General features: G+C 41.6%; 22 protein-coding genes. 13 read left to right on the top strand and 9 right to left on the bottom strand.

Features of this window, described 5'->3' with window-relative positions:
- The first annotated feature begins 46 nt into the window (after positions 1 to 46).
- The 3 genes from lon (at position 47) to PSPO_RS09515 (ending at position 4953) form a co-directional block, all read left to right on the top strand.
- Complete coding sequence (gene lon / locus PSPO_RS09525; protein ID WP_010559672.1) at positions 47 to 2404, top strand: endopeptidase La; 2358 nt, start codon at positions 47 to 49, stop codon at positions 2402 to 2404.
- A gap of 204 nt (positions 2405 to 2608) precedes the next feature.
- Positions 2609 to 2881: a nucleoid-associated protein HU-beta gene (hupB, locus tag PSPO_RS09520; protein WP_010559673.1), complete on the top strand. Its 273-nt coding sequence runs from the start codon at positions 2609 to 2611 to the stop codon at positions 2879 to 2881.
- 164 nt (positions 2882 to 3045) lie between these two features.
- Positions 3046 to 4953 carry a SurA N-terminal domain-containing protein gene (locus PSPO_RS09515; protein WP_010559674.1) on the top strand — a complete coding sequence of 636 codons (1908 nt, stop codon included), beginning with the start codon at positions 3046 to 3048 and terminating at the stop codon, positions 4951 to 4953.
- Between the two features lie 80 nt (positions 4954 to 5033).
- On the opposite strand, the gene PSPO_RS09510 is transcribed toward PSPO_RS09515, so the two are convergent.
- From PSPO_RS09510 to pspF, 6 genes are read right to left on the bottom strand one after another with little or no spacing between them, the layout of a single operon-like run.
- Positions 5034 to 5795, bottom strand: a complete 762-nt coding sequence (locus PSPO_RS09510) for an ATP-binding cassette domain-containing protein (protein ID WP_010559675.1) — start codon at positions 5793 to 5795, stop codon at positions 5034 to 5036.
- Positions 5795 to 6793, bottom strand: a complete 999-nt coding sequence (locus tag PSPO_RS09505; RefSeq protein WP_010559676.1) for a peptide ABC transporter ATP-binding protein — start codon at positions 6791 to 6793, stop codon at positions 5795 to 5797. Before PSPO_RS09505 ends, PSPO_RS09510 begins: the two co-directional genes overlap by 1 nt.
- A complete protein-coding gene (locus PSPO_RS09500) occupies positions 6794 to 7687 on the bottom strand; it encodes an ABC transporter permease subunit (protein WP_010559677.1) in 894 nt (297 codons plus the stop codon).
- The gene (locus PSPO_RS09495) at positions 7674 to 8708 is read right to left on the bottom strand and encodes an ABC transporter permease (protein WP_040641959.1); all 1035 of its coding nucleotides are present in this window, start codon (positions 8706 to 8708) and stop codon (positions 7674 to 7676) included. Before PSPO_RS09495 ends, PSPO_RS09500 begins: the two co-directional genes overlap by 14 nt.
- Positions 8708 to 10390, bottom strand: coding sequence for an ABC transporter substrate-binding protein (locus PSPO_RS09490; protein WP_010559679.1), 1683 nt, complete (start codon positions 10388 to 10390; stop codon positions 8708 to 8710). Before PSPO_RS09490 ends, PSPO_RS09495 begins: the two co-directional genes overlap by 1 nt.
- On the bottom strand, positions 10374 to 11453 hold the full coding sequence (pspF, locus tag PSPO_RS09485) for a phage shock protein operon transcriptional activator (RefSeq protein ID WP_010559680.1): 1080 nt from the start codon (positions 11451 to 11453) through the stop codon (positions 10374 to 10376). The genes PSPO_RS09490 and pspF overlap by 17 nt, the downstream gene beginning before the upstream one ends.
- 184 nt (positions 11454 to 11637) lie before the next feature.
- Here pspF and pspA point away from each other — a divergent pair, with 184 nt between their 5' ends.
- The 8 genes from pspA (at position 11638) to PSPO_RS09445 (ending at position 18310) form a co-directional block, all read left to right on the top strand.
- A complete protein-coding gene (pspA, locus tag PSPO_RS09480; protein WP_010559681.1) occupies positions 11638 to 12303 on the top strand; it encodes a phage shock protein PspA in 666 nt (221 codons plus the stop codon).
- A 31-nt stretch (positions 12304 to 12334) separates the two neighbouring features.
- The gene (pspB, locus tag PSPO_RS09475; protein ID WP_010559682.1) at positions 12335 to 12568 is read left to right on the top strand and encodes an envelope stress response membrane protein PspB; all 234 of its coding nucleotides are present in this window, start codon (positions 12335 to 12337) and stop codon (positions 12566 to 12568) included.
- Positions 12565 to 12975: an envelope stress response membrane protein PspC gene (pspC, locus tag PSPO_RS09470; protein ID WP_010559683.1), complete on the top strand. Its 411-nt coding sequence runs from the start codon at positions 12565 to 12567 to the stop codon at positions 12973 to 12975. Before pspB ends, pspC begins: the two co-directional genes overlap by 4 nt.
- Before the next feature lie 37 nt (positions 12976 to 13012).
- Positions 13013 to 14449, top strand: a complete 1437-nt coding sequence (locus PSPO_RS09465; protein WP_010559684.1) for a YcjX family GTP-binding protein — start codon at positions 13013 to 13015, stop codon at positions 14447 to 14449.
- Positions 14446 to 15477 (top strand): TIGR01620 family protein, encoded by a 1032-nt coding sequence (locus tag PSPO_RS09460; protein ID WP_010559685.1) that lies wholly within the window; start codon positions 14446 to 14448, stop codon positions 15475 to 15477. The genes PSPO_RS09465 and PSPO_RS09460 overlap by 4 nt, the downstream gene beginning before the upstream one ends.
- Positions 15478 to 15602: 125 nt before the next feature.
- Positions 15603 to 16784 (top strand): trans-sulfuration enzyme family protein, encoded by a 1182-nt coding sequence (locus PSPO_RS09455; RefSeq protein WP_010559686.1) that lies wholly within the window; start codon positions 15603 to 15605, stop codon positions 16782 to 16784.
- Positions 16785 to 17157: 373 nt separating this feature from the next.
- Positions 17158 to 17955, top strand: coding sequence for a phenylalanine 4-monooxygenase (phhA, locus tag PSPO_RS09450; RefSeq protein WP_010559687.1), 798 nt, complete (start codon positions 17158 to 17160; stop codon positions 17953 to 17955).
- 13 nt (positions 17956 to 17968) lie between these two features.
- Positions 17969 to 18310, top strand: coding sequence for a 4a-hydroxytetrahydrobiopterin dehydratase (locus PSPO_RS09445; protein ID WP_010559688.1), 342 nt, complete (start codon positions 17969 to 17971; stop codon positions 18308 to 18310).
- A 71-nt stretch (positions 18311 to 18381) separates the two neighbouring features.
- Here PSPO_RS09445 and dapD read toward each other — a convergent pair whose 3' ends face one another.
- The 3 genes from dapD to map are packed head-to-tail and all read right to left on the bottom strand — an operon-like array spanning position 18382 to position 22637.
- Positions 18382 to 19209: a 2,3,4,5-tetrahydropyridine-2,6-dicarboxylate N-succinyltransferase gene (gene dapD / locus PSPO_RS09440; RefSeq protein ID WP_010559689.1), complete on the bottom strand. Its 828-nt coding sequence runs from the start codon at positions 19207 to 19209 to the stop codon at positions 18382 to 18384.
- A 9-nt stretch (positions 19210 to 19218) separates the two neighbouring features.
- Positions 19219 to 21834 carry a [protein-PII] uridylyltransferase gene (gene glnD, locus PSPO_RS09435; RefSeq protein ID WP_010559690.1) on the bottom strand — a complete coding sequence of 872 codons (2616 nt, stop codon included), beginning with the start codon at positions 21832 to 21834 and terminating at the stop codon, positions 19219 to 19221.
- 11 nt (positions 21835 to 21845) lie between these two features.
- Positions 21846 to 22637, bottom strand: coding sequence for a type I methionyl aminopeptidase (map, locus tag PSPO_RS09430; RefSeq protein ID WP_010559691.1), 792 nt, complete (start codon positions 22635 to 22637; stop codon positions 21846 to 21848).
- Positions 22638 to 22940: 303 nt separating this feature from the next.
- Here map and rpsB point away from each other — a divergent pair, with 303 nt between their 5' ends.
- Both rpsB and tsf read left to right on the top strand, forming a co-directional pair.
- Entirely contained in the window at positions 22941 to 23669 is a 729-nt protein-coding gene (gene rpsB / locus PSPO_RS09425) for a 30S ribosomal protein S2 (RefSeq protein ID WP_010559692.1), read from the top strand.
- Between the two features lie 111 nt (positions 23670 to 23780).
- Complete coding sequence (gene tsf / locus PSPO_RS09420) at positions 23781 to 24632, top strand: translation elongation factor Ts (RefSeq protein WP_010559693.1); 852 nt, start codon at positions 23781 to 23783, stop codon at positions 24630 to 24632.
- The last annotated feature ends 76 nt before the right edge of the window (positions 24633 to 24708 follow it).

Genomic DNA, 24708 nt, shown 5'->3' with positions numbered 1-24708 from the left:
ACAGTTTAAAAAAGCTAAAGTTACCAGTTTTACGCAAGGAACAAGTATGACCCTTGAACGTACCGATACGATTGAAATTCCAGTTCTCGCACTACGCGATGTAGTTGTGTATCCACACATGGTTATTCCGCTCTTTGTTGGCCGTGAAAAGTCAATAAAATGCTTAGAAGCCGCAATGGATAACGATAAGCAAGTGTTGCTTGTTGCACAAAAAGACTCAAATATTGATGAGCCAGAAGCGTCAGATATTTATGAAGTAGGCACAGTTGCCACTATTTTACAGTTATTAAAACTGCCGGACGGTACAGTAAAAGTACTTGTTGAAGGTACGCAACGTGCTGTAGTAAAAGAATTTGTAAGCACTGATGAGTTTTTTGTTGCGACAGCTGAGTTTTTAGAATCAACTGAAATCCCAGAAGCTGAGCAAGATGTATTTATGCGCAGCGCTGTAAGCCAGTTTGAAGGCTACGTTAAGCTAAACAAAAAGATTGCGCCAGAAGTATTGAGCTCAGTGCAAGGCATTGAAGAAACAGCGCGCCTAGCTGATACCATGGCTGCACATATGCCGCTTAAAGTTTCTGAAAAGCAAAAAGCGCTCGAATATGCAGATGTAAAAGAGCGTTTAGAGTTTTTAATGGCGTTGATGGAAGGCGAAATTGACTTATTGCAAGTTGAGAAGAAGATTCGTTCACGCGTTAAAAAGCAAATGGAAAAAAGCCAGCGTGAGTATTACCTCAATGAGCAGATGAAAGCGATTCAAAAAGAATTAGGTGACATGGATGATGTACCTGATGAGTTTGAAGGCTTAACCAAAAAAATTGAAGAAGCGGCAATGCCGGCAGAAGCAGAAGAAAAGACCAAGTCTGAGCTAAATAAGCTGAAGATGATGTCACCAATGTCTGCTGAGGCGACAGTGGTACGCACTTATATCGATACTATGATCGGTGTACCTTGGAAAAAACGCTCTAAGGTGAAAAAAGATCTTGCAAAAGCAGAAGAGATTTTAGATGCCGATCACTATGGCCTTGATAAAGTGAAAGAACGCATTATTGAGTATCTTGCAGTTCAACACCGCACCAATAAGCTAAAAGGCCCAATTTTATGTCTAGTAGGTCCTCCTGGTGTTGGTAAAACGTCACTAGGCCAATCAATTGCTCGCTCAACAGGCCGTAAGTACGTGCGTATGGCACTCGGTGGCGTGCGTGACGAAGCTGAAATTCGCGGTCACCGCCGTACTTATATTGGCTCTATGCCGGGTAAAATCGTACAGAATATGTCGAAAGTAGGCGTTAAAAACCCGTTATTCCTATTAGATGAAATTGATAAGATGTCATCTGATATGCGTGGTGATCCGTCATCAGCATTATTAGAAGTACTTGATCCTGAACAAAATACGAGCTTTAACGACCATTACTTAGAAGTTGACTACGATTTAAGCGATGTTATGTTTGTGGCAACGTCAAACAGCTTCAATATTCCAGGTCCACTACTGGATCGTATGGAAGTTATTCGTCTTTCTGGTTACACCGAAGATGAAAAGCTGAATATCTCGATTCGTCATTTAATTCCAAAGCAAATAAAGCGCAATGGATTAAAAGAGTCTGAAATATCAATTGAAGATAGCGCAATTATCGGCATTATTCGTTACTACACCCGTGAAGCGGGTGTGCGTAGCTTAGAGCGCGAAATTTCAAAGCTGTGTCGTAAGGCAGTTAAGAGCATCTTACTTGATAAGTCGCTGAAACAAGTCGTAATCAATGAAGACAACCTTGAAGACTATCTCGGCGTTAAGCGTCATGATTACGGCAAAGCGGAAGATAGCAATAAAGTTGGCCAGGTAACCGGTCTCGCGTGGACTGAAGTAGGCGGTGATTTGCTGACTATCGAATGTGCGTCAATGGCGGGTAAAGGTAAGCTTAACTACACAGGTTCACTTGGCGATGTAATGCAAGAGTCGATTCAAGCGGCAATGACAGTAGTACGTAGCCGTGCAGAAGCGCTGCGCATTAATGAAGATTTCTACGAAAAACGCGATATTCACGTTCACGTACCAGAAGGTGCGACACCAAAAGATGGCCCAAGTGCGGGTATTGCAATGGTGACAGGACTTGTATCGAGCTTAACGGGCAATCCAGTGCGCTCAGAAGTGGCGATGACAGGTGAAATCACCTTACGCGGTGAAGTATTGCCAATTGGCGGCTTAAAAGAAAAGCTGTTGGCGGCACACCGTGGTGGCATTAAGACCGTGATTATTCCAAAAGAGAATGAGCGCGACTTAAAAGAGATCCCAGAAAACGTAATGGAAGGGCTTTCTATCCACCCTGTTAAGCGAATTGAAGAGGTACTTGAACTCGCTTTAGCCGAGCCAATTGCTAGTTTTTCAATCGAAACGGCAAAAAATTAAAAAAATTCATCAAAAACCGTCGAAAAGGGCTTTTCAAATAAAATGTCTGTGCTAATTTAGGCACTGTAATTTTGCTAGCCCTTTAAATACGGTGATTAGCGCGAATTTTTATTGTTAATTTAACGCATTATTTTGGTGCATTAACTTAGCCTTTGTGTGGTCTTATACCACGATTAAATAATAACAATGGAAGGGGATGATATAGTGAACAAGTCTCAACTAGTTGATCAAATCGCAACAGATGCAGATATTTCTAAAGCAGCGGCAGGCCGTGCGTTAGATTCATTTATCGAATCAGTAACAGGTGCACTAAAAGACGGTGATTCTGTTGCATTAGTAGGTTTTGGTACTTTCTCAGTACGTGAGCGTGCTGCTCGTACAGGTCGTAACCCACAAACTGGTGAATCAATTGAGATTGCTGCTGCAAATATTCCATCTTTTAAAGCGGGTAAAGCGCTAAAAGACGCAGTAAACTAATTGACTGTAGAAGGCTAAACTTGCCAATTTCAAAATAACCTTTGAAACAGCAATTTTAATCTTCAAGTAAAAAGGCGCATCTGCTAAGATGCGCTTTTTACATATATAGCGTCCTGTAATTTCAGTCTGAAATTGACACTGAAACAGAATAAAAGAGAAAAACAATGCTAGAGAGAATTAGAGAAGGCTCACAAGGTGCTACGGCAAAAGTCATTTTAACCTTAGTGATTTTATCATTTGCTCTTGCCGGTATTGGTAGTTATTTAGGTCAACCTACGGAAACGCCTGTTGCAACTGTCAATGGCAAGGAAATTAGCCAGATGAGCTTTGCTCGTGCTTACGAGAATGAACGCAGTCGTCTAGAGCAGCAATTTGGTGAATATTTTTCACAAATCGCGTCAGACCCTGCATATGTTGCACGTATGCGTGAAAACGTAATGCAACGCCTAGTACAACAAGAACTACAAATGCAACTTGCACAAGAACTAGGCCTGCGTGTAAGCGACGAAGCAATCAAAAAAGAAATCCGCAATATTCCAGCATTTCAAGTTGCTGGTCAGTTTAATAATGATCGCTACCTTCAAGTAATTCGCCAAATGAACTATCAGCCAGATGGTTTCCGTGATTACTTACGTAAAGAAATGACGCTAAACCAATTAGCGACAGCGTTAATTGCAACTGACTTCACGTTAGATAATGAGCTTGAGAGCGCGGTAAAACTACAAAACCAATTACGTGATATTGAAACTGTGACGTTAAGCGCTGCAAACTTCAAATCAGACGTAGCGGTTTCAGAAGACGAAATTAAAGAATACTATCAGCTTAATCAAAACCAGTTTATGGCTCCTGAAATGGTGGCATTAGAGTACATTGAGTTAAAAGGTTCAGAGCTACCACTTGAAGAGGCGGTAACAGACGCTGAAGTAGCAGCTAATTACGAAGAAAACAAGGCACTATACATGGAGCCTGAGCGTCGTCGTGTGGCACATATTCTTGTTGAGAACTTAGAAGACGATGCAGCTGCTCAAGCAAAAGCGGAAGAAATTTTAGCTGAGTTACAAAACGGTGCTGATTTTGCAAAGCTAGCTGAAGAAAAGTCAGATGATTTAGTTAGTGCAGAGCTAGGTGGTGATCTTGATTGGATCGACCGCGATATGATGGACCCTGAGTTTGAAACAGCAGCGTTCGCGCTTGAAAGCGTAGGCGATATTTCTGAAATCGTAAAAACAGAATTCGGTTACCACATCATTAAACTAACAGATTACGAGCCAGAGCAAGTAAAAGAACTTGCTGAAGTATCTGCAGATATCAAAGCGCAGTTAGAACTTGATAAACGTTTAAATCAATTTTATGAAGTACAAACACGTGTTGCAGATCTTGCATTTGAAGTTGCAGATAGCTTAGCAGATGCAGCAGAAGTTGCAGGTGTTGAAGTTAAGAGCACTGAGTTATTCTCTCGTAATAACGCACCAGCGCCACTTAACAACCCTAATGTGTTAAATACAGCATTTTCGGTAGAGATTTTAGAAGATGGTGTTAACTCTGAGCTGATTGAAATTGCTGATGAACACATTGTGTTTATTCGTGCAAAAGAGCATAAAGCGGCAGCGGTAAAACCACTTGAAGAAGTAACTGCGGGTATTCAGCTAACACTTGAGAACCAAAAAGCGAGCGAACTTGCAAAATCTAAAGCACAAGAGCTATTCGCAAGCCTACAAGCAGGTACTGCACTTAGCGAAATCGCAACACAAGCAAATTCTGAAGTGGTTGCGACTGAAGCGGTAACGCGCCAGTCGTTTGCACCATCGTATGAAGTAGTTCAAGCAGCATTTAAAATGCCAACACCAAGTGATGCGCAAAGTGCTGAGTTAGTGACGCTTGGTAACGGTGATGTTAGCTTAGTTGTGTTAAATAAAGTGTATGACGCGCCAGCGGCAGAAATTAACGACCAACTACGTGATGGCATTGCACGCCAGCAAATGAATAAACACTATGAGAGCTTTATCGAAGCGTTAAAAGACGATGCTGAAGTGAAAACAGCAGCAGTTGAAACGCAAGAGCCAAACTTATAATGTTTCGCAATTAAAAAAGCGCCTAAGGGCGCTTTTTTTATGTCTTTAATTAATGCTTCTTTAGTTACTTTGAGCGTTGCTTAGTTAGCGAGCATGCGTTCAGCCAACTTAGTTTGTGGCTTGGCAAAGACTTGATGTGTTTCGCCATACTCAACCACCTTGCCTTTATGAAGCAGTAACAAGCTGTCACTCATATGCTTTACTAAGCTTAAGTGGTTAGTGATAAGAATATAGCTTAACCCTGTTTCGCGTTGTAATCGCAACAAAAGGTTTACCGTTTGCGCCCGTACTGACGGGTCGAGTGAGGACAGTGCTTCATCTAACACTAAGATTTTAGGGTCGAGAATAATTGCCCGAGCAAGCGCGACACGCTGAATTTGGCCGCCAGAGAACATATGCGCGTAGTAATTGCGGTGTTCGGCAAGTAAACCTACGTTCAAAAGCGTTTGGTTAATGCGTTCTCTGCGCTGCTGTTTATCTAAGTCGGTATTTAGCACTAAAATTTCGCCCAAGATGCTACCAATGGTATTACTTGGGTTTAAGCTTTTCATGGGATCTTGGAAAATTAGGCGAATATCTTTACTGTTTTCTACACGTTTTCCGCCATCTTCAATGATTTGGCCATCTAGTAGAATTTGTCCTGAGCTTGCGGTTTCAGCGCCCGCTAAAATTTTGCCTAATGTACTTTTACCTGAACCTGTTTCACCAATGATGGCGAGGGTTTCACCTTTGCCTAAGCAAAACGATACATCAGAGACCGCATTAAACTGCTTACTTCTAAAAAGCCCTGCGCGCACATTAAAGTGTTTGTGCAGTGCTTGTACCTTAAGAATAGGTTCCATTAGCACTTTTCCTTGTCTTGATTAAGCGGAAAGTGACAGGCATAGGTGTGACCATGGCTATCTGACACCGGAGGTGTTGCCACACATTCTCGCTGAGCTTGCGGACAGCGTGGTCCAAGTCGGCAACCTATAGGAAGGTGCTGCAAGGTCGGGATTGTGCCTTTGAGCGCGTACAGCGGTGCTTTATGAGCTAAGCTTTGGTTATATTCAGGCAAACTTTTAAGTAACGCTTGTGTGTAAGGGTGTTTTGGCTTGGTAAATAATGTTTTAGTACGTCCAGCTTCTACCATTTGCCCACAATATAAAACGTGTAAGCCATGAGTCCAATCACTTAGCTCAGATAATTCGTGACTGATCATCAAAATAGACATGCTTTTGAGCTGATTTAAACTGCGTAGCAAACGAAAAATTTGTGCACGTGTTGTGCTCTCAAGCGCTGTTGTCGGCTCATCGGCAATCAGTAATTTTGGTGAGCGTGCAATTGCCATTGCAATCATCACTTTTTGACAAATACCTTCAGAAAGTTCATGGGGATAGCTGTCAAATACGTGTTCATGCTCTTTAATGCCGACTTTGTGTAGTAATGCCTTTGCGCGTTTTTTTAACAATAAGCGCTTTTGAAAAAAATGACCGTTAATTTTATCGCGCGGAATACTTTCAATCAGCTGATCGTAGATTTTCGCTGTGGGATCAAGGCAACTACTAGGTTCTTGGTAGATCATCGCGATTTCATTGCCGATTAACTGGCGACGTTTTTCACCACTTAGTCGCATTAAATCAATGCCACGCCAATGCATGCGGTCGGCTGTGATACGCCAGCGCGCATTTAATACGCCCATTAATGCTTTGGCGATTAAACTTTTGCCCGAGCCAGATTCACCAACAAGGGCATGCACTTCACCTTCTTTTAAGCTAATGCTAACGCGGTCCACCGCGCGGATCACCGTTTCGCCGGTATCTAACTCTATCGTTAAGTTACGAATATCAAGCAATTGCATTTAGCTGGCCTTACGTTTTTGCAGTGCTTGGCGCAAACCATCACCAACTAGGTTAGTAGATAAAATAGTAATAAATAGCAAGAAGCCGGGCAGGGCTACTGTCCATGGGGCAAGATAAATTAAACTTAAGTTTTCTGCCAAAATTGCGCCCCATTCAGCAGTAGGCGGTTGAGCGCCTAATTGCAAAAAGCCAAGTGCTGCGATATCCAGTATGGCAGTCGATAACGACATGGTAAAAATTAATACAATTTGCTCGTAGATATTAGGCAAAATACCTTTTAATAAAATACGCCATTTACTCGCACCGTCAAGGCGGTGAGCTATCACATAATCTTTGCTTATTTCTTGGCTAACAATATTTCGGATTGAGTGAATGTATTGCGGTAACAGTGACAGAATAATTGCCCACACTGTGTTCATTAAGCCAGGACCAAGAATTGCCACAATAATAATTGCCAACAGTAAACTTGGGATCGCCAGCGTTACATCAAGTAGGTGATTTAAAACCGAAGAACGCCAGCCTTTAGTAAGTGCTGCTAAAATGCCTAAAATGACACCAAAAAGAGTTGTTAATAATGCCGTGATGATGGCAAGACCAAAGGTCATAGTGGCACCGTTCATTAAGCGTGAAAGCAAATCACGCCCGAGGCCATCGGTTCCAAGTAAAAAGTTTACGCTACCTTGATCATCCCAAGATGGCGGTAAAATAAGCGAATTATTATGCTGCTCGTTGATACCATAAGGTGCAATAAGCGGCGCAAACATGGCAAGTACCGTTAAAAACAAAAACACCCAAAGGCCCAATAATGCAAGGTGATTCGACTTAAAGTTACGCCACAAATGGCGTAATGGCGACTTGTTTGAGTCTTCGGTAAATAACTTAAACTTTGCCATGACTTTGATTTCTCGAAACTGGGTCTAATAGGTTGTGTAAAATGTCTGCCGCAATATTCGCGATAATCACAAATAACGATACGGTTAACAAGCCACCTGAAATTGCTGGGTAATCGCGCTGATAAATACTATTAATCAGCCATTGCCCAACGCCTGGCCATGAGAAAATAACCTCAGTGATCATCGCAAGCGTAATCAGTGTACTAAACTGCAAACCAATTTGTTTAATAATTGGTAGTAGGGCATTTTTCAGCGCATGGCGGGTGATAATTTCATATCGAGTCAACCCTTTAGCGCGTGCAGTTTTAATATACGGTTTATCTAATACAGTGAGCGTAGAGTCTTTGGTAAAGCGCGTGAGTACGCTGGTTGGATAAGTTGCGAGCACTAAAGTTGGTAGCGTTAAGTGTTTAAATGCATCAATAAATGCCTGTTGTTTATAATCGATATCGCTAAGAGCAATATCAATCAAAATAAACCCAGTTGTATCAGGAATTTCATACAGTAAGCCGACACGGCCACTCATTGGCAGCCAACCTAGCTGTAAGCAAAACACCATGATTAAAATAAGCGCCAGCCAGAATATCGGGGTCGAAATACCTATCAGTGCAAATGAATTGATCGTGTAGTCGGGTAGTCGTTTGTGATACGCCGCCGACAAAATTCCCGCCGGAACACCAATAATAATCGACACAATAAGGGCATAAAATGCAAGCTCTATCGTTGCTGGGAAAAGCTCTTTAATATGCTCAAAAACCGGCTGTCCGGATGAAAAAGACGTACCCCAATCACCATGAAAAATATTAGAAATAAACTTGCCATACTGCGCAATATAACTTTTATCTAGGGCATATTTTTGGCTCAGCGCATCGCGTTCCATTGGTGTGGGTGTTTGCACACCACTTAAATTGGAAATCGCTTCACCTGGAAACAAATACGCCAATGAAAACGTAAATGCGCTTAATAACAGCAGCATAAAGAAGAATAGCGTTAGCCTTCTCGCAAGGTAGTCACGTAACATCATTGTGCTTTCCTCGCATTAGCGAGCGAAATACCACCAAATGGCGGTACTTCAACACCTGTGATGTGTGTTGATTTAGCTTGAAGGCGCAGTCCATGGGCAATTGGCAGTAAAGGTAATTCCTGAGCAACCATTTGTTGCGCAGCAAAGTAAATTTCTTTTCTCGCCTCAATATCTTCTGTGTCGTGGGCTTTTGTTAGCAGTAAATCAAACTCAGCGTTACACCAATTAGAAGGGTTCTTACCGCTAAATACTGATGCACAGCTTAAAATTGGGTTTAAAAAGTTATCGGGTTCTGGCGAGTCAGCTGCCCAGCCAATTAAAACCGAATCGTGTTGATGCAGGGTTAATCGCTCAAGGAACGTGTTCCACTCGTACTCAATAATATTCACTTTTATGCCAATTTGCTTTAATTCGCTTTGAATAAGCTCGGCCATTTTTCGGGCGTTAGGATTATAAATACGGCTTACAGGCATCGCCCACAGATCCATGGTGAAGCCATCTTTATAACCTGCGGTTTCAAGTAATGATTTTGCTAGCTCTAAGTTATAGCTAGGGTAGTTTGGTTGGGCTTGGTAGGCCCAAGATTCTGGCGGCAAAATAGATTGTGCCATATCTGCGTTATTAAAATAGACCGCTTGCAGTATTTTCTGTTTGTCGATGGCGTGAGAAATTGCGCGGCGTACTTCAACTTTATCAAATGGTGCTTTTTGCGTATTAAAGGCTAAATAGCCCACATTTAAATTTGCCAGCTTTTCAACGGCAATGTCTTCACGGTTATTTAAAACTTCGATGTGTGCGCTACTTGGGTGAGCAGCAATATCACACTCGCCAGTAAGTGCCTTAGCGATGCGGGTGTTGGAGTCTGATGTAATATCAAAAACCAATTGCTCAATCGCCACATCACTTTTCCAGTAATCTTCATTGCGATAAAAGCGCACAAAAGCATCTCGTTTAAAACGTTTATATTTATAAGGGCCTGTGCCTATAGGTAAGCGGTCGATATCTTCCAAAGACTCATTTTTACTTAGCATATCGGCATATTCTTTTGATAGCACAATGGCAAAATCGGTGGCCATGTTGGATAAAAAGCTGCTATCTGGGCTAAACAACTCAAATGTAACTTGGTACTCGCCTGTTTTAGTCACTGAGCGAAAAGACTGATCTAAACCAATACTTTGGAAATACGGATAATTACCACCGCCGACAAAATGGTAAGGGTTATAAACATCAAATAAGCGGGTAAATGTAAACACCACATCGTCTGCGTTAAGTGAGCGGCTTGGTGTAAAGTAATCGGTTTGATGAAACGCCACATCTTGGCGCAAATTAAACACCACTTTTTTGCCACCATCTTGCAATGACCAACTGGTTGCTAATTCTGGTATAAATTCACCACTGGTTGGGTCGATTGATAACAAACGGTTATAGAGTTGATGAGAGATAATGTCGATGGTTGACCCTGTGGTGGTCAACTGTGGATTAAATGCCACCGGGTTTGCTTCCGAGCAGTACACTAAGCCATTAATGGTCTTTTGCTCTTCAAAGGTGCACGCAGCAAGCAAGGTGCATGCGAAAATAGCCGACACCTTTGAGCAGTTAGTACGAAGTAATTCGAGTAATTTTGGCAAGTTACTTCTTTTTTTATCCGTTTGTGTTGTTGTGTTACAACGTTCGCGCATTGGCATCTAATAAATTGTATTTTTTTAAGTAGCCTCGCAGCTGATGGTAGGTTAACCCTAAGCTATCGGCCGTTTTTCTTTGATTATATTGGCAATACTTCAATGCGTCATTAATTAAATCAATTTCGTACTGATTTGATAATGTTTTTAAGTCACATGGAAAGTTAAATTCTGGCTTGCTGGTTACTGGCTCCTCCACAACTGGTGGCGCAACAGCATTAGTTGGCTCAATTGGAGCGACGCTGACACGGTCGTTTGTTTTAACTTTTTGTTTTGGTCTAAATGGGCTAATAAATGGGTCGAGTATAATTTCATGTACTGGTACATGTGGGTTGGCGGCGCGATAAACACTTCGTTCAACCGCATTTTTAAGTTCACGAATATTGCCTGGCCAGTGGTAATCAAGTAACGTTTCTTGTGCTTTTCGTGTAAAACCGCTGAATAACTCCCATTCAAGATCTCGCGCCATATTAATTGCAAAGTTTTCAGCTAGTAGCAAAATATCTTCTTTACGCTCTCTTAAAGGCGGCAGTGTAATCACATCAAAAGCCAAGCGGTCGAGTAAGTCGCTGCGAAACTCGCCTTGCTCAGCAAGACTGGGTAAATCCTCATTGGTTGCGCAAACTAAACGCGTATTAACGCGTACAGTGGATTTACCGCCAACACGCTCAAACTCACCATACTCAATGACACGTAATAGTTTTTCTTGAATAAGGCCTGAGGTATTAGCTAATTCATCTAAAAACAGTGTGCCACCATCAGCTCGCTCAAAACGCCCTTCATGGCGTTTGCTTGCGCCGGTAAATGCGCCCGACTCATGTCCGAATAATTCACTTTCTAGCAGGTTTTCGTTTAGTGCCGCACAATTAAGTTTTACATAATTTTGGTCCCAACGGCTTGAGAGGAAATGTAAACGTGCAGCAATCAGTTCTTTACCTGTTCCGCGCTCGCCAATTATGAGTACGGGCTTATTAAGCTGTGCTACTTGCGATACATGCTCTAATACTTCTAAAAAGCTGTTAGACTGACCTAAAAGATTGTCCTGTTGATTAGTGCGACTCATTTTTGCTAACTCTTAGTCAAATTTACTAACATCTAGTGTATTTTAATTCCGGATGTGTTTAAAGTATTTTGTATTTCAAAATATTTCATTTTAAAATCAGTGTTTTAGGTTTATTTAAAAGTTGGCAAGCATCTTGATACAGTAAAAGCGGTCAGTCATAAATTTTAAAATTGAGGAAAGTATTATGGGAATTTTTTCACGCTTTGCAGATATTGTGAATTCAAATATCAATGCTTTGTTAGATAAAGCAGAAGATCCAGAAAAAATGGTTCGCCTGATTATTCAAGAAATGGAAGACACGCTTGTAGAAGTGCGTTCTACCTCGGCAAAAACCATTGCCGAAAAGAAAGAACTAGTACGTCGTGTTGAAAAACTTGAGCAGGAAGCTGCTGATTGGCAAGCAAAAGCTGAGTTAGCACTAAGCAAAGAGCGCGAAGATCTAGCGCGTTCAGCACTTGTTGAAAAGAAAAAATCAACCGAAGCGGCAACCGCAGTAGCGCATGAGCTTGCGCAAGTTGAAGAGCACATTGAAAAATTGCAGCAAGAAGTTGCAGCATTGCAAGACAAACTAGCTGATGCAAAAGCACGTCAAAAAGCAATTATTCTTCGTCAACGTTCTGCTGAGTCGCGTTTAGGTGTTAAGAAAGCGCTTGATTCATCTAAAGTGGAAGATGCACTAAGTCGTTTTGAACATTACGAGAACAAAATTGATGGCCTTGAGTCGCAAATTGAATCGTATGAAATGGGTAAGAAAACATTGTCTGATGAAATCGCCAGTCTTCAAGATGAAGAGAAAATCGATGATGAACTAGCAGCTCTTAAGAAAAGCATGGCTAAAAAAGATAAGTAATAATTAAAGCTTGGGAGAGCAGGAGGGCACTATGAGTGGGTTTGAAGCAATAGCAGTTCCAACAATCTTGTTTATGATTTTTGTTGCACCATTATGGCTAATTTTACATTACCGCAGCAAAAAGCAAGTGAGCCAAGGTTTAAGTGAACATGAACATCGTCAGCTAATTGAACTGGCAAACAAAGCAGAAAAAATGGCCGACCGCGTGAAAACGCTAGAGTCTATTTTAGATGCGGAGGCGCCTGAGTGGAGGGCTAAGGTATGAGTAGACGTAGAGGCGAATTATATCGTGACCCAAAACGTGGCAAAGTAGCTGGTGTTTGTGCAGGGTTAAGCGACTACTTTAATATGGAGCTATGGCTGGTAAGAATTATTTTTATTTCAGCAGTACTCTTGCTCGGTGGCCCATTCTTTATTGTTGCTTACATTGCATGCTGGTTTATTTTGGAGGTAAAGCCAGAAACTTTACCTAATCAAAGTAAAACAGAAACGGTTAATACTGAAAAACCGATCGAAGTTAAGTCAAAAGTGTGGCAAGCAGGTGAACCACCACGTCGCGCGCTTCACGACTTAAAAGAACAGTTTGATCGCATTGATGGCCGCTTACAAGCGATGGAAAAGTATGTTACTTCACCGGAGTTTACTGTAAGCCGTGAAATCAACAAACTGTAGCGATAAGGCAACGTACCTAAACGGATAAGTCTCACCATTGGCAAACTTATCCGTTTTGTTTGTTAAGGAGAAAGTTATCAACCAATCGGAAAAGTTACAAAAACTGCGTGCCAAAGCACAAAAACTAGTAAAACGCGGTTTAGATCAACATGTAAAACTTGCCGTAACAGGACTGAGTAAAAGTGGTAAAACCGCTTTTATTACATCGTTTATTCATCATTTAACGCAACCCAAAAGCAAGCTGCCATTTTTTTCATTACAACAGCAAGAGCGTTTTATTGCGGGCAAACTCGTAGGCCAAGATGATTTAAGCGTTGCTAGCTTTGACTATGGTAACGCGTTAAATCAGTTGCAATTGGGTAAATGGCCGGCATCAACCAACCGATTAAACACCTTACGTTTAAACATTAAATATAAGCCGAATAGTGGTTTACGCGCCCATCTAACCGATGTTAGCACCCTAACAATCGATGTTTTTGACTATCCTGGCGAATGGTTACTTGATTTACCTATGCTTGATGAGTCGTTTTTGGCATGGAATAACCGTCAGTTTGCATTGCTTAAAGAGCAGCCGCGAGCAGCTCATAGTGAAACGTTTATCAATAAATTATCGCAATTTGATTGGGCCCAAGAAGTCGACTTCGACCAACTTAAACAGTTTGCACATGAATATCGAGACTTATTGCTGATATTTAAAAATCAGTGTCAATTAACGCAGTTACAGCCTGGCCGTTTAATTATGCCTGGTGAGTTGGAAGACGCACCAATTACTCATTTTTTCCCAATCCCTGAGATTGATGAACAAACACTGTTAAGCGCTCCTGAAAACAGTTATTTAGCAACCCTTAAAACACGTTATGAGCAATATAAAAAAGACGTTGTTAAGACCTTTTACAGTAACTTTTTTGGCGGCTTTGACAGGCAAATTATTTTAGTTGATTTATTAGGTGCGCTAGATAAAGGACGCGATGCACTGGTAGAGCAAAGTGATGTACTTAAGTCGCTATTAAAGCATTTTGACTATGGCAAAAATAACTTTTTAAGCCGCTTATTTTCACCCAAGATCGATAAAATTTTGTTTGCTGCAAATAAAGTTGACCATTTGAGTGTTGAGCATCATAAAGACTTAGCGTTATTACTTAACAATTTAGTGCTTGATGCGCAAAATGAATTGAATTACCAAGGTGTCATGGTAGAAACCATGGCGATGAGTTCAGTGAAAGCAACCAAGCAGGTACAAGTTAAGGAAAGCGGAGAAATACTTAATTGTATTTATGGTAAATCAATCGAAAGTGAGCAGTTGCTAACGTATTTGCCAGCGCAACCACCAATGCGTTTGCTTTCACCGGAACAGTGGCCAAAAAATGGCTTTAACTTTCCAAGCTTTTACCCGATGTTAAACGCGCAGCATCAGCTTGAGCATGTCAGGTTAGACCATGTAATAGAGTATTTAATTGGAGATAAGGTGCTATGAGTGAGTTGCAGCAAGGCCGAGTTATCAAAGAATGCGAGCCGCAAAACGATAGCCAATTGGATTCATTATTAAAGCAAAGTGAGCAATTGCAGCAAGGTAAAGTTGTTGCCCAATCACACAGCGAACTAGAAATGGCTGAAACGCCACTTGAAACTGAATTAGATTCGTTAACAAAGCCTCCTAAGCCCAACTGGCTGGCGCGTATTTTTGTTTTATCGCTGGTGACGTTAGTGTTGTCTGAAGTCACCTTTACGATTATTGAGGCGATTAGCACGTCACCGTTTTTAGCCGCCGTGTACGGCGTGGCGGTGTCAACGGCTCTGGCTTTAGTTGGTAAAGTCGCTTTTCGTGAATTCCGTTTATTACGAAAATTAAAAAATACAAAAATTCAGCAGCATGATGCCGCTAGATTAATGCAATCTGTGCAAATTGGCGAAGCGGAAAGATTTCTAACTAAAATCAACGGTCACCTTAGTAATGATAAGTTAGCGCAAATGCTCTCGAAGCTCGATGCCCATCACACAGATCAAGAGGTGATGTCGCTGTATGCTAATACCGTTTTGGTCGAGCAGGATGAAAAAGCACAGAATATTATTAAAAAATACGCTTCTACCTCAGGCGTGATGGTGGCGATATCGCCTATCGCATTAGTCGATATGGCGGTGGTGCTATGGCGTAGCACAAAAATGATTGAAGATATTACCCAAGTGTATGGTTTGCCGTTAGGGTATGTCAGTCGCATAAAGTTGTATCGTATGACATTAAAGCAAATGCTGTTTGCAGGCAGTGCTGAGCTTATCAGCGATTTTGCTACAACCGCATTAAGCGCTGAACTCGCTGGCAAGTTATCTGCACGCGCCGCGCAAGGTGTGAGTGTGAGTATCTTTACGGCACGTGTCGGTTACAAAGCAATGGAATTAAGTCGTCCACTACCAGGCTTACCAAATAAGAAAAACTTGTTAACATCATGCGTTAAACTCGCCATAGACAGTGTAAAAAGCAAAGACAACGGACAGAGTGGAAAATAAACTTTACGCATTTTCAGCCTTTTGTATACAATTTTAGCCGTCTAACAATCTAGCGTGCTTGTTGTTTTTTCAGTTGTGCATTAATTATGTAGTTAATAATTATGACAACAATTTAAGCAAGTAGTATGAAATCACAACTTTCGGATAACAGTTTATGTATCCATGGCGGAAAGCAACACGATCACGCCCATGGTCCTCTTAGCACGCCTATTTACCAATCTTCTACCTTTGTTTTTGATAACGCAGCGCAAGGCGCTGCGCGTTTTGCGGGCGATGAAGCAGGCTATATTTATTCTCGCCTTGGCAATCCAACGACCCGAGAGCTAGAACTTAAAATCGCGGCATTAGAAGAAATGGAAGATGGCGCTGCCACGGCTACAGGCATGGGCGCTGTATCAGCATCTGTTCTGAGCTTTTTAGCGCAAGGTGATCACTTGATTGCCTCAAAAGCGGTGTATGGCTGCACCTTTGCTTTGTTTTCTCATATGTTACCTAAGTTTGGTATTGAAGTGACATTTGTTGATATGGAAGACCATAACGCAGTTGAAAACGCACTTAAACCAAATACTAAAATGATCTTTGCTGAAACGCCAATTAACCCTAACCTTGTGGTTATTGATCTAGCGTTTATTGGTGATTTTGCCAAGCGCCATAATTTAATTTCGGTAATCGATAACACCTTTATGACGCCGTTACTGCAAAAACCAAAGCACTTTGGAATCGATATTGTGCTGCACAGCGCAACTAAATACTTAAATGGTCATGGCGATGTGGTTGCAGGTTTAGTGTGCGGTAGTAAAGAGCATATCGAAACCATTAAGCTCACTGTGTTAAAAGATATTGGTGCAACCATTAGTCCGCACGATGCGTGGTTAATTATTCGCGGTATGAAAACACTCAGCGTTCGTATGGAAAGACACTGTAACAACGCACAAAAAGTCGCTGAATTTTTAGCACAGCACGAAAAAATCGAACAAGTATATTACCCTGGCCTAAAATCTCATCCCGGTAACAAGTTTATTGGCACGCAAATGAAAGCGGCCGGTGGTGTAATTGCGTTTGAGCTAAAAGGCACACTTGAAATGGGCGCGCAATTTATTAACGCAACTAAATTGTGCACGTTAGCAGTAAGCTTAGGTGATGCTGAAACGCTGATCCAACATCCCGCATCGATGACACACTCTCCTTATACACCTGAAGAACGCTTAGCAGCAGGGATCTCAGATGGGTTAGTGCGTATTTCTGTTGGCCTTGAAGAAGCTGACGATATTATTGACGATTTAGCACAAGCATTAGCGCAAATTTAATGTTCTCTATTTGGCTAAGTTGAAGAGGCGTTTAGCCTCTTTTTTTTGTTTCGAAGTAACTAGTAAAAAATAAATACGGCTTCTGTTAACATTTACCTCCTTGTAAAAGTGATGTGATGTAATGTTATTTTTACATTGTTGATGATTTAAAGCTCTTTATCTATAAGGTTGGTTTTAAATGTTTACTTGTATGTAATTTTAAGTTTACATTTTGTGGCTTTATGGTAAGTACCAAAATTGCCGCAGTCATTACCTTTTGAGTAACTTTGTCATAACATCTAGAACATCTAAATTCAGCGTGTAATGTCACCGTTTTGCGTTTGAATGTTGTGCTTAAGCAAGTACGTCACTTGCTGATTAAGAGATGAAATTTATGGGCAAAAGTAGTAGTTATATTTCTAAACAGCCAGATGATAATGGGTTTATCAATTGGTCTGATGAAGAAAATCAAATTTGGTCAGAACTGATCGCACGTCAATTAGAATGTATAAAAAATAAAGCGTGTGATGAGTATATGCATGGCTTAGATAAGCTAAACCTGCCGCTTGACCGTATTCCACAATTAGAAGAAGTGAGTAAAGTGCTGCGCGAATCGACCGGTTGGGAATGCGCGCCAGTTCCTGCATTGATTGATTTTGATGAGTTTTTCCGTTTGCTGGCAAATAAAAAATTCCCGGTAGCGACCTTTATTCGCTCACGTGAAGAGTTTGATTATTTGCAAGAGCCAGATATCTTTCACGAGATCTTTGGTCACTGCGCTATGTTAACGCATCCCGCATTTGCAGAGTTTACACATAAATATGGTCAGCTTGGCTTAGCTGCTGAGAAAAAAGACCGCGTATATTTAGCGCGTTTATATTGGTTTACCGTTGAGTTTGGTTTAATGCAAACTAAAGATGGTCTACGCATTTATGGCGGTGGTATTTTATCAAGCCCAGGCGAAACCCAGTATGTGTATTCAGATGTGCCACAAATCAAGCCGCTTGAACCACTCGATGTGTTACGCACGCCGTACCGTATCGACATTATGCAACCTTTGTATTACACCATTAATGCAATTGAAGATTTATTTGATATTTCACAGCTCGATATTATGTCGCTTGTAGAAAAAGCAAAAGAGCTAGGGCTCCACGAGCCACTATTTCCACCTAAACAAAAGAAAGCAAGTTAGAAAAGGGTTTATTATGTCTGAATTAAGTGCTCAAAAATGTGAAGCGTGTCGTGCTGACGCACCAAAAGTTTCAGATGAAGAGCTAGCCGTATTAGTTAAGCAAATTCCTGATTGGACACCAATTGTGGTTGACGGCATTATGCAATTAGAGCGTGTATTTAAGTTCAAGAACTTTAAACTCGCATTGGAATTCACCAACAAGTTAGGTGCAATGGCGGAAGATGAAGGTCACCACCCTGGTATCTTAACTGAGTGGGGCAAAGTAACAGTAACTTGGTGGAGCCACTCAATTAAAGGTCTTCATAAAAATGACTTTATTTGTGCCGCTAAAACAGATGCACTGCTAGAAGACTAATTGCTTCTAAACAATAAAAAAAGAGCGCTAATTAGCGCTCTTTTTTGTGTTTTTAGTATGCGTTTAACGCATTATTCGCTTACTGAGCGAAGTAGGGCATTAATACCTACTTTTTCACGTGTTTGCTGGTCAACTTTTTTCACGATAATTGCAGCGTATAAGCTGTGTGAGCCGTCTTTTGATGGTAGTGAGCCAGGTACAACTACGGCGCCAGCCGGTACGCGGCCATAATGAGTTTCGCCTGTTTCACGGTCATAAATACGTGTGCTTTGGCTAATGTACACGCCCATTGAAATTACTGCGCCTTCTTCTACCACTACGCCTTCTACAATTTCAGAACGCGCGCCAATAAAGCAGTTATCTTCAATAATAGTAGGGTTTGCTTGTAGTGGCTCTAGTACACCACCAATGCCAACACCACCTGATAAGTGTACGTTTTTACCGATTTGTGCACATGAACCTACGGTTGCCCATGTATCAACCATTGTGCCTTCATCAACGTAAGCGCCAATGTTCACATAAGAAGGCATTAACACTACATTTTTGCCTACGAAGCTGCCCTGACGAGCCACCGCGTTTGGTACTACGCGCATGCCTTCTTGCTTAAATTGCTCAGGCGTGTAGTCAGTGAATTTAAGCGGTACTTTGTCGTAAAACTGGTTTACACCATCGCTCATTGGTGCGTTGTCACGAATTCTAAATGATAATAACACCGCTTTTTTAAGCCATTGGTGTACAACCCATTCACCTGAGATTTTTTCAGCCACACGTGCTTTACCTGAATCTAACAAAGCGAGGGACTCGTTAATAGCGTTGAAAACCTCATCAGAAACTGATGCTGGTGAAATATTATCGCGATTTTCCCATGCTTGCTCGATGGTTAATTTCAATTGTTCCATAGTGTGCCTTTAATCGTTTTCGGAATTGAATTTTTCAAGAAGGCGGTTTTTCAAATCGCCACATTCTTGTTCATTTAATGCGTTATAGTCAGCGTTAGATACCACAAAAAAATCTTCAGCACGTTCGCCTATGGTCGTAATGCGCGCGGCGTGTATATGTAACGCTAAACTTGAAAATACATCGGTTATTTTGGTTAATAAGCCTGGAATGTCAACCACTTGAATTTCTACAAGGGTACGGTCTTTACGCCCATGTGGTGACACAATAACTCGGGGCTTAATATTAAAGCCTTTAAAGCGCTTTTTACGGTTCTTTTTGACTCGAACTTTCTTATTTGGTTCGTCAATAACTTGCTGAATTGACTTCTTAATAGAGCTAGCGCGACTTTGGCTCGTTACCGGTTCACCGTTTTGTTCTAAAATAACAAAATTATCAACCGCATAGCCGTCTTTGGTATTCATTATTTGCGCGTGTAATATGTTGGCTTTTTTAGCGCCCAACACCGCTACCAAACGCGCAACTAAATTGGCTTGGTCTGGACAGTAAACAAATACTTGGCTACCGCCATTAATAGGCTGACCAGAAAGCAGCACCAATCCTTTACTAGGATCTTTTGACGCCAAGATATGCTCGCATTGCCATGCAATCATTTGCGTTGAAAAACGCGTGAAATAATCGGGCTTAAAACGCAGCCACAATGCATCAATTTGACCTTCTGCAAAACCTAAATTAAGTAAACGTTGTTTTGCTTGTGCTTTTTTATCGCGAATTTGGTCACGTAAATCCATTGGGTTTTCAAGACCGCGGCGCAGCGCGCGTTGTGTGTGGGTATAAAGATCGCGCAGCAGTGTGCTTTTCCAATCATTCCACAAGTTATCGTTGGTGGCGCGAATATCAGCAAGCGTTAAGCAATAAAGGTAATCGAGTTGCTTTTCATTTTTAACTCGTGCTGCAAATTCAGCAATTACATCTGGGTCGTTAATATCTTTGCGCTGTGCAGTTACCGACATAAGCAAATGGTTTTCCACAAGCCATGCAATAAACTTACCCTCAAAGGTTGTTAAGCCGTGTAATTTGGCAAACTCTCTGGCATCTACCGCACCAAGCTCGGAGTGATCACCACCTCGGCCTTTGGCAATATCGTGGAAAATACCCGCTAAATATAATAGCTCTGGCTTTTCCATGCGTACCACAATTTCACGACACAGCGGAAACGTATTGGCGCACTCTGGCTGGAAATAATGATACAAATTTTGAATTAAACGATGGGTGTGTTCATCTACCGTATAGGCATGGAATAAATCGAACTGCATTTGCCCAACGATATTACGCCAATTTGGTAAATACGCCGATAAAATGCCGTGTTTATGCATTAACGTAAAGGCACGCCCCATACCATTAGGATGGGAAATAAGCTTAAGCAGCATAGTGCGACACAGCGAATAATCTTGTAGGTCGCCTAACAAACGACGTCTTACCTGGCGCAGTAAACGAATTGTACTTGGGTAAATATGGGTTATTTGAGGGTTATCTGCAATGTGCCAAAACAGCTCAATAATTTTTTCACGGTGAAAAAATACTTGCGGATCTTTTACTCGAATTTGATGGCCAATTTGTTCAAAATCGGCGTCAATACTGGTTACTTTATAGTTTACATGGCCTGTTAAAATGCTTTGTTCGAAGTAGGATAACAGCATTTGGTTAAGTTCACGCACACGCCCCATAATGCGAAATAATCGCTTCATCATACGTTCAACGGCTGCACGCCCATCGTCGCCAAACCCGAGCAGTTTTGCCGCTACTGGTTGATGATCAAAGAGTAACCGGTTTTCCATGCGCCCAGCCGCTAGGTGCAGTGCAAAGCGAATGTTCCACAGGTTAACAATGCACTCAAGTAACTCTTGATGCTCTTCAAACGTTAAGTAACCGTGTTCTACTAGTTCTTCGAGCGTTTGTGAGCGAAAATGCTTTTTTGCGACCCAAATAATGGTTTGTACGTCGCGTAATCCGCCCGGGTTTTCTTTTAAATTGGGCTCTAGGTTATACGCCGTGCCGTGACATTTTTTATGCCTTATTTCCTGTTCATCGCGCTTAGCGATAAAAAAGGTATCCGATTTCCACGCTGACGTTTCTACTAACTTTTTTTGTAAATGAGAAAAATTATCAGGATCACCACATACCAAGCGAGATTCAAGCAAGCTGGTAGCAAAGTTAACATCGCTTTTTTTCTGTTCTATGGTTTGTTTGATAGTGCGAACGCTATGACCGATATCGAGGCGCAGATCCCATAAAAAAGTGACAAATTGAGCGATAGTTTCTTGCGTTTCTTTGTTGGGTTCTTTATTGACCAGCAATAAAAAATCGATATCTGAAAAAGGGTGCAGTTCGCCGCGGCCATAACCGCCAATGGCAATTAAATCGCCGTGTTCGCGTAATTGATAGTGATCATAAAGCTGGCTTAAAATCGCGTCGATTAGCTGTGCGCGGGCTTTCACTAAGCGCTCGACAGGCTGATGTGAAAATTGTTCTTCGAGCCAAAGGTAGAACTGTTCTAGAAGGTGTTTGTAGTCATCAAGTTGCTCGCATTTTGCGAGCAACTGGGTAAATTTTTTTGTTATTGCCATTGATGGCCTTCTTATTCGCTGTGTTCGATCACTCTCGGAAGCTCATCATCTGATCGTAGCGTAAGAATTTCAACTCCGTTTTGAGTCACAAGGAGCGTGTGTTCCCATTGTGCCGACAGTGAACGGTCTTTTGTTACCACAGTCCACTCATCTTTTAGCAGCTTACATTGGCGTTTACCAACGTTTACCATAGGTTCAATGGTAAAGCACATCCCTTCTTGCAGTACTTCACCTGTGCCCGGTTTGCCGTAGTGCATTACTTGTGGCTCTTCGTGGAACTCAGCGCCAATACCATGACCACAGTATTCACGTACAATTGAGTAATTAAAACCTTCAGCATATTTTTGAATTGCGGCACCGATGTCACCTAAGCGAACACCTGGTTTTACCATTTCGATAGCGAGGTATAAGCTTTTTTGGGTAATTTCACATAAACGCTTTGCTTGAATTGATGGTTGACCAACGTAAAACATTTTAGAAGTATCACCGTGGTAACCATCTTTAATTACCGTAATATCAATATTGATAATGTCGCCATCCTTTAGCGCTTTATCATTTGGAATACCGTGACAAATTACGTGGTTTACTGAGGTACAAATTGACTTTGGAAAACCGTGGTAATTCAAAGGAGCTGGGATCGCATCTTGCTCGTTTACAATGTAATCGTGGCAAATCTGATTTAACTCTTCTGTGGTCACGCCAACCTTAACGTGAGGCTCAATCATTTCTAACACTTCAGCTGCTAAGCGTCCTGCAACTCGCATTTTTTCGATTTCAGCTGGGGTTTTAATCACTGCACTCATTTAGGCTCCAAAATTCTTTAATTATGGTCAAACACGACACTTTTAAGCTAAGTTGTTTGACTGAAAATTACTCATAAAATTTGAGTTCTGTTTGTTAATATGGTATAAAGCGCGCCGTATTTTTACAATTAAAATTTAAATTTCCTCGGGATTTTTGAGTTGATTGTAGTGAATACACATAAACTTTAATTTTTAACACACACACATATCGGCACATACACTTGGGTGCAGTGAGCAAAATGCGAACTGTTGGTGCTATGGGATATGTGGAGGCCTAACCCAAAATTACAGAGGAATATTAAAATGGCAAACGTTTCTATGCGCGATATGCTACAAGCTGGCGTACACTTCGGTCACCAAGCACGTTACTGGAACCCTAAGATGAAGCCGTTCATCTTCGGTGCACGTAACCGCGTACATATCATCAACCTAGAGAAAACTGTACCTTTATTCAACGAAGCAATGTCTTTCCTTAAAGGCGTAGCATCAAACAAAGGTAAAATCCTTTTCGTTGGTACTAAGCGCGCTGCAAGCGAAGCAGTTAAAGAAGCTGCACTACGTTCTGACCAGTTCTACGTAAACCACCGTTGGTTAGGTGGTATGCTAACTAACTGGAAAACAGTTCGTCAGTCAATCAAGCGTCTTAAAGACCTTGAAACTCAAAGCCAAGACGGTACTTTCGAAAAATTAACTAAGAAAGAAGCGTTAATGCTTACTCGTGAAATGGAAAAGCTTGAAAAGAGCCTTGGCGGTATCAAGAACATGGGCGGTCTTCCAGACGCTATCTTCGTTATCGACGCTGATCACGAGCACATTGCTATTAAAGAAGCAAACAACCTAGGCATCCCAGTAGTATCTGTTGTTGATACTAACTCAAACCCAGATGGTGTTGATTTCATCATCCCTGGTAACGACGATGCTATCCGTGCTATCCAGCTTTACACTAACGCTGTAGCTGACGTGGCTGTTGAAGGCCGTGAAAGCAACATCGCTGTTCAAGCTGAAAAAGACGACTTCGTAGAAGCTGAGTAATAGCGCTTACCAAGCTTTCATGAAACGATCATAGAAAGCTTGGTATTCTGATGATTAGGGGGAGCTTGCTCCCGCTTATTTTAAATAGATTTTGGATTTGAGGACATACTAATGGCTGTAACTGCTGCCCTAGTTAAAGAATTACGCGAGCGCACTGGCGCTGGCATGATGGATTGTAAAAAAGCACTAACTGAAACTAACGGTGACATCGATCTAGCGATCGAGAACATGCGTAAGAGCGGTGCTGCTAAAGCTGCTAAAAAAGCGGGTAACATCGCTGCAGAAGGTACAATCCTTATCAAGCAAGGTGCTGGTTTCACTGCACTTCTAGAAGTTAACTGTCAAACTGACTTCGTTGCTAAAGACGAAAACTTCTTAGGTTTTGCTAACACTGTTCTTGACGCTGCTGCTGAATCAAAAACTGACATTGAAACGCTAAAAGCTCAATTCGAAGAAACACGTGTTGCACTAGTTGCTAAAATCGGTGAAAACATCAACGTTCGTCGCGTTGAGTACATCGATGGTGACAAAGCGTCTGCATACCGTCACGGCGACCGTATCGGTGTTGTTGTTACTGGTGAAGCTGACGAAGAAACACTTAAGCACGTTGCTATGCACGTTGCTGCTTCTAAGCCTGATTTCCTTAACCCAGAAGATGTACCTGCTGAGGTTGTAGAGAAAGAGAAAGCGGTTCAAGTTGAAATCGCAATGAACGAAGGTAAGCCAGCAGAAATCGCTGAGAAGATGGTTGTTGGTCGTATGAAGAAGTTCACTGGTGAGATCTCTCTTACTGGTCAAGCATTTATCATGGAACCTAAGAAAACAGTTGGCGAATTCCTTAAAGAGAAAGGCGCGACTATCTCTGGTTTCACTCGCCTAGAAGTAGGTGAAGGTATCGAGAAGAAAGAAGAAGACTTCGCTGCTGAAGTAGCTGCACAAATCGCAGCAGCTAAAGGCGAGTAATCGACTTTTTTCACTTAGCAAAATGGCTTTTGCTTTTGCGCTAAGAGATAAAATTATTTAGAATAACCGCGCTATC

The sequence above is a fragment of the Pseudoalteromonas spongiae UST010723-006 genome, assembly GCF_000238255.3.
Classification (GTDB): Bacteria; Pseudomonadota; Gammaproteobacteria; order Enterobacterales; family Alteromonadaceae; genus Pseudoalteromonas; species Pseudoalteromonas spongiae.
Note: the sequence above shows the minus strand (reverse complement) of the source record. Positions and strands in the feature narration are given on the sequence as shown.

What these genes read in the sequence shown, in the direction of transcription:
- lon (WP_010559672.1), top strand. Translation starts at nt 47, where the DNA reads ATGACCCTTGAACGTACCGATACGATTGAAATTCCAGTTCTCGCACTA.
- PSPO_RS09515 (WP_010559674.1), top strand. Translation starts at nt 3,046, where the DNA reads ATGCTAGAGAGAATTAGAGAAGGCTCACAAGGTGCTACGGCAAAAGTC.
- PSPO_RS09510 (WP_010559675.1), bottom strand. Translation starts at nt 5,795, where the DNA reads ATGGAACCTATTCTTAAGGTACAAGCACTGCACAAACACTTTAATGTG.
- PSPO_RS09505 (WP_010559676.1), bottom strand. Translation starts at nt 6,793, where the DNA reads ATGCAATTGCTTGATATTCGTAACTTAACGATAGAGTTAGATACCGGC.
- PSPO_RS09500 (WP_010559677.1), bottom strand. Translation starts at nt 7,687, where the DNA reads ATGGCAAAGTTTAAGTTATTTACCGAAGACTCAAACAAGTCGCCATTA.
- PSPO_RS09495 (WP_040641959.1), bottom strand. Translation starts at nt 8,708, where the DNA reads ATGTTACGTGACTACCTTGCGAGAAGGCTAACGCTATTCTTCTTTATG.
- PSPO_RS09490 (WP_010559679.1), bottom strand. Translation starts at nt 10,390, where the DNA reads ATGCGCGAACGTTGTAACACAACAACACAAACGGATAAAAAAAGAAGT.
- pspF (WP_010559680.1), bottom strand. Translation starts at nt 11,453, where the DNA reads ATGAGTCGCACTAATCAACAGGACAATCTTTTAGGTCAGTCTAACAGC.
- pspA (WP_010559681.1), top strand. Translation starts at nt 11,638, where the DNA reads ATGGGAATTTTTTCACGCTTTGCAGATATTGTGAATTCAAATATCAAT.
- pspB (WP_010559682.1), top strand. Translation starts at nt 12,335, where the DNA reads ATGAGTGGGTTTGAAGCAATAGCAGTTCCAACAATCTTGTTTATGATT.
- pspC (WP_010559683.1), top strand. Translation starts at nt 12,565, where the DNA reads ATGAGTAGACGTAGAGGCGAATTATATCGTGACCCAAAACGTGGCAAA.
- PSPO_RS09460 (WP_010559685.1), top strand. Translation starts at nt 14,446, where the DNA reads ATGAGTGAGTTGCAGCAAGGCCGAGTTATCAAAGAATGCGAGCCGCAA.
- PSPO_RS09455 (WP_010559686.1), top strand. Translation starts at nt 15,603, where the DNA reads ATGAAATCACAACTTTCGGATAACAGTTTATGTATCCATGGCGGAAAG.
- phhA (WP_010559687.1), top strand. Translation starts at nt 17,158, where the DNA reads ATGGGCAAAAGTAGTAGTTATATTTCTAAACAGCCAGATGATAATGGG.
- PSPO_RS09445 (WP_010559688.1), top strand. Translation starts at nt 17,969, where the DNA reads ATGTCTGAATTAAGTGCTCAAAAATGTGAAGCGTGTCGTGCTGACGCA.
- dapD (WP_010559689.1), bottom strand. Translation starts at nt 19,209, where the DNA reads ATGGAACAATTGAAATTAACCATCGAGCAAGCATGGGAAAATCGCGAT.
- glnD (WP_010559690.1), bottom strand. Translation starts at nt 21,834, where the DNA reads ATGGCAATAACAAAAAAATTTACCCAGTTGCTCGCAAAATGCGAGCAA.
- map (WP_010559691.1), bottom strand. Translation starts at nt 22,637, where the DNA reads ATGAGTGCAGTGATTAAAACCCCAGCTGAAATCGAAAAAATGCGAGTT.
- rpsB (WP_010559692.1), top strand. Translation starts at nt 22,941, where the DNA reads ATGGCAAACGTTTCTATGCGCGATATGCTACAAGCTGGCGTACACTTC.
- tsf (WP_010559693.1), top strand. Translation starts at nt 23,781, where the DNA reads ATGGCTGTAACTGCTGCCCTAGTTAAAGAATTACGCGAGCGCACTGGC.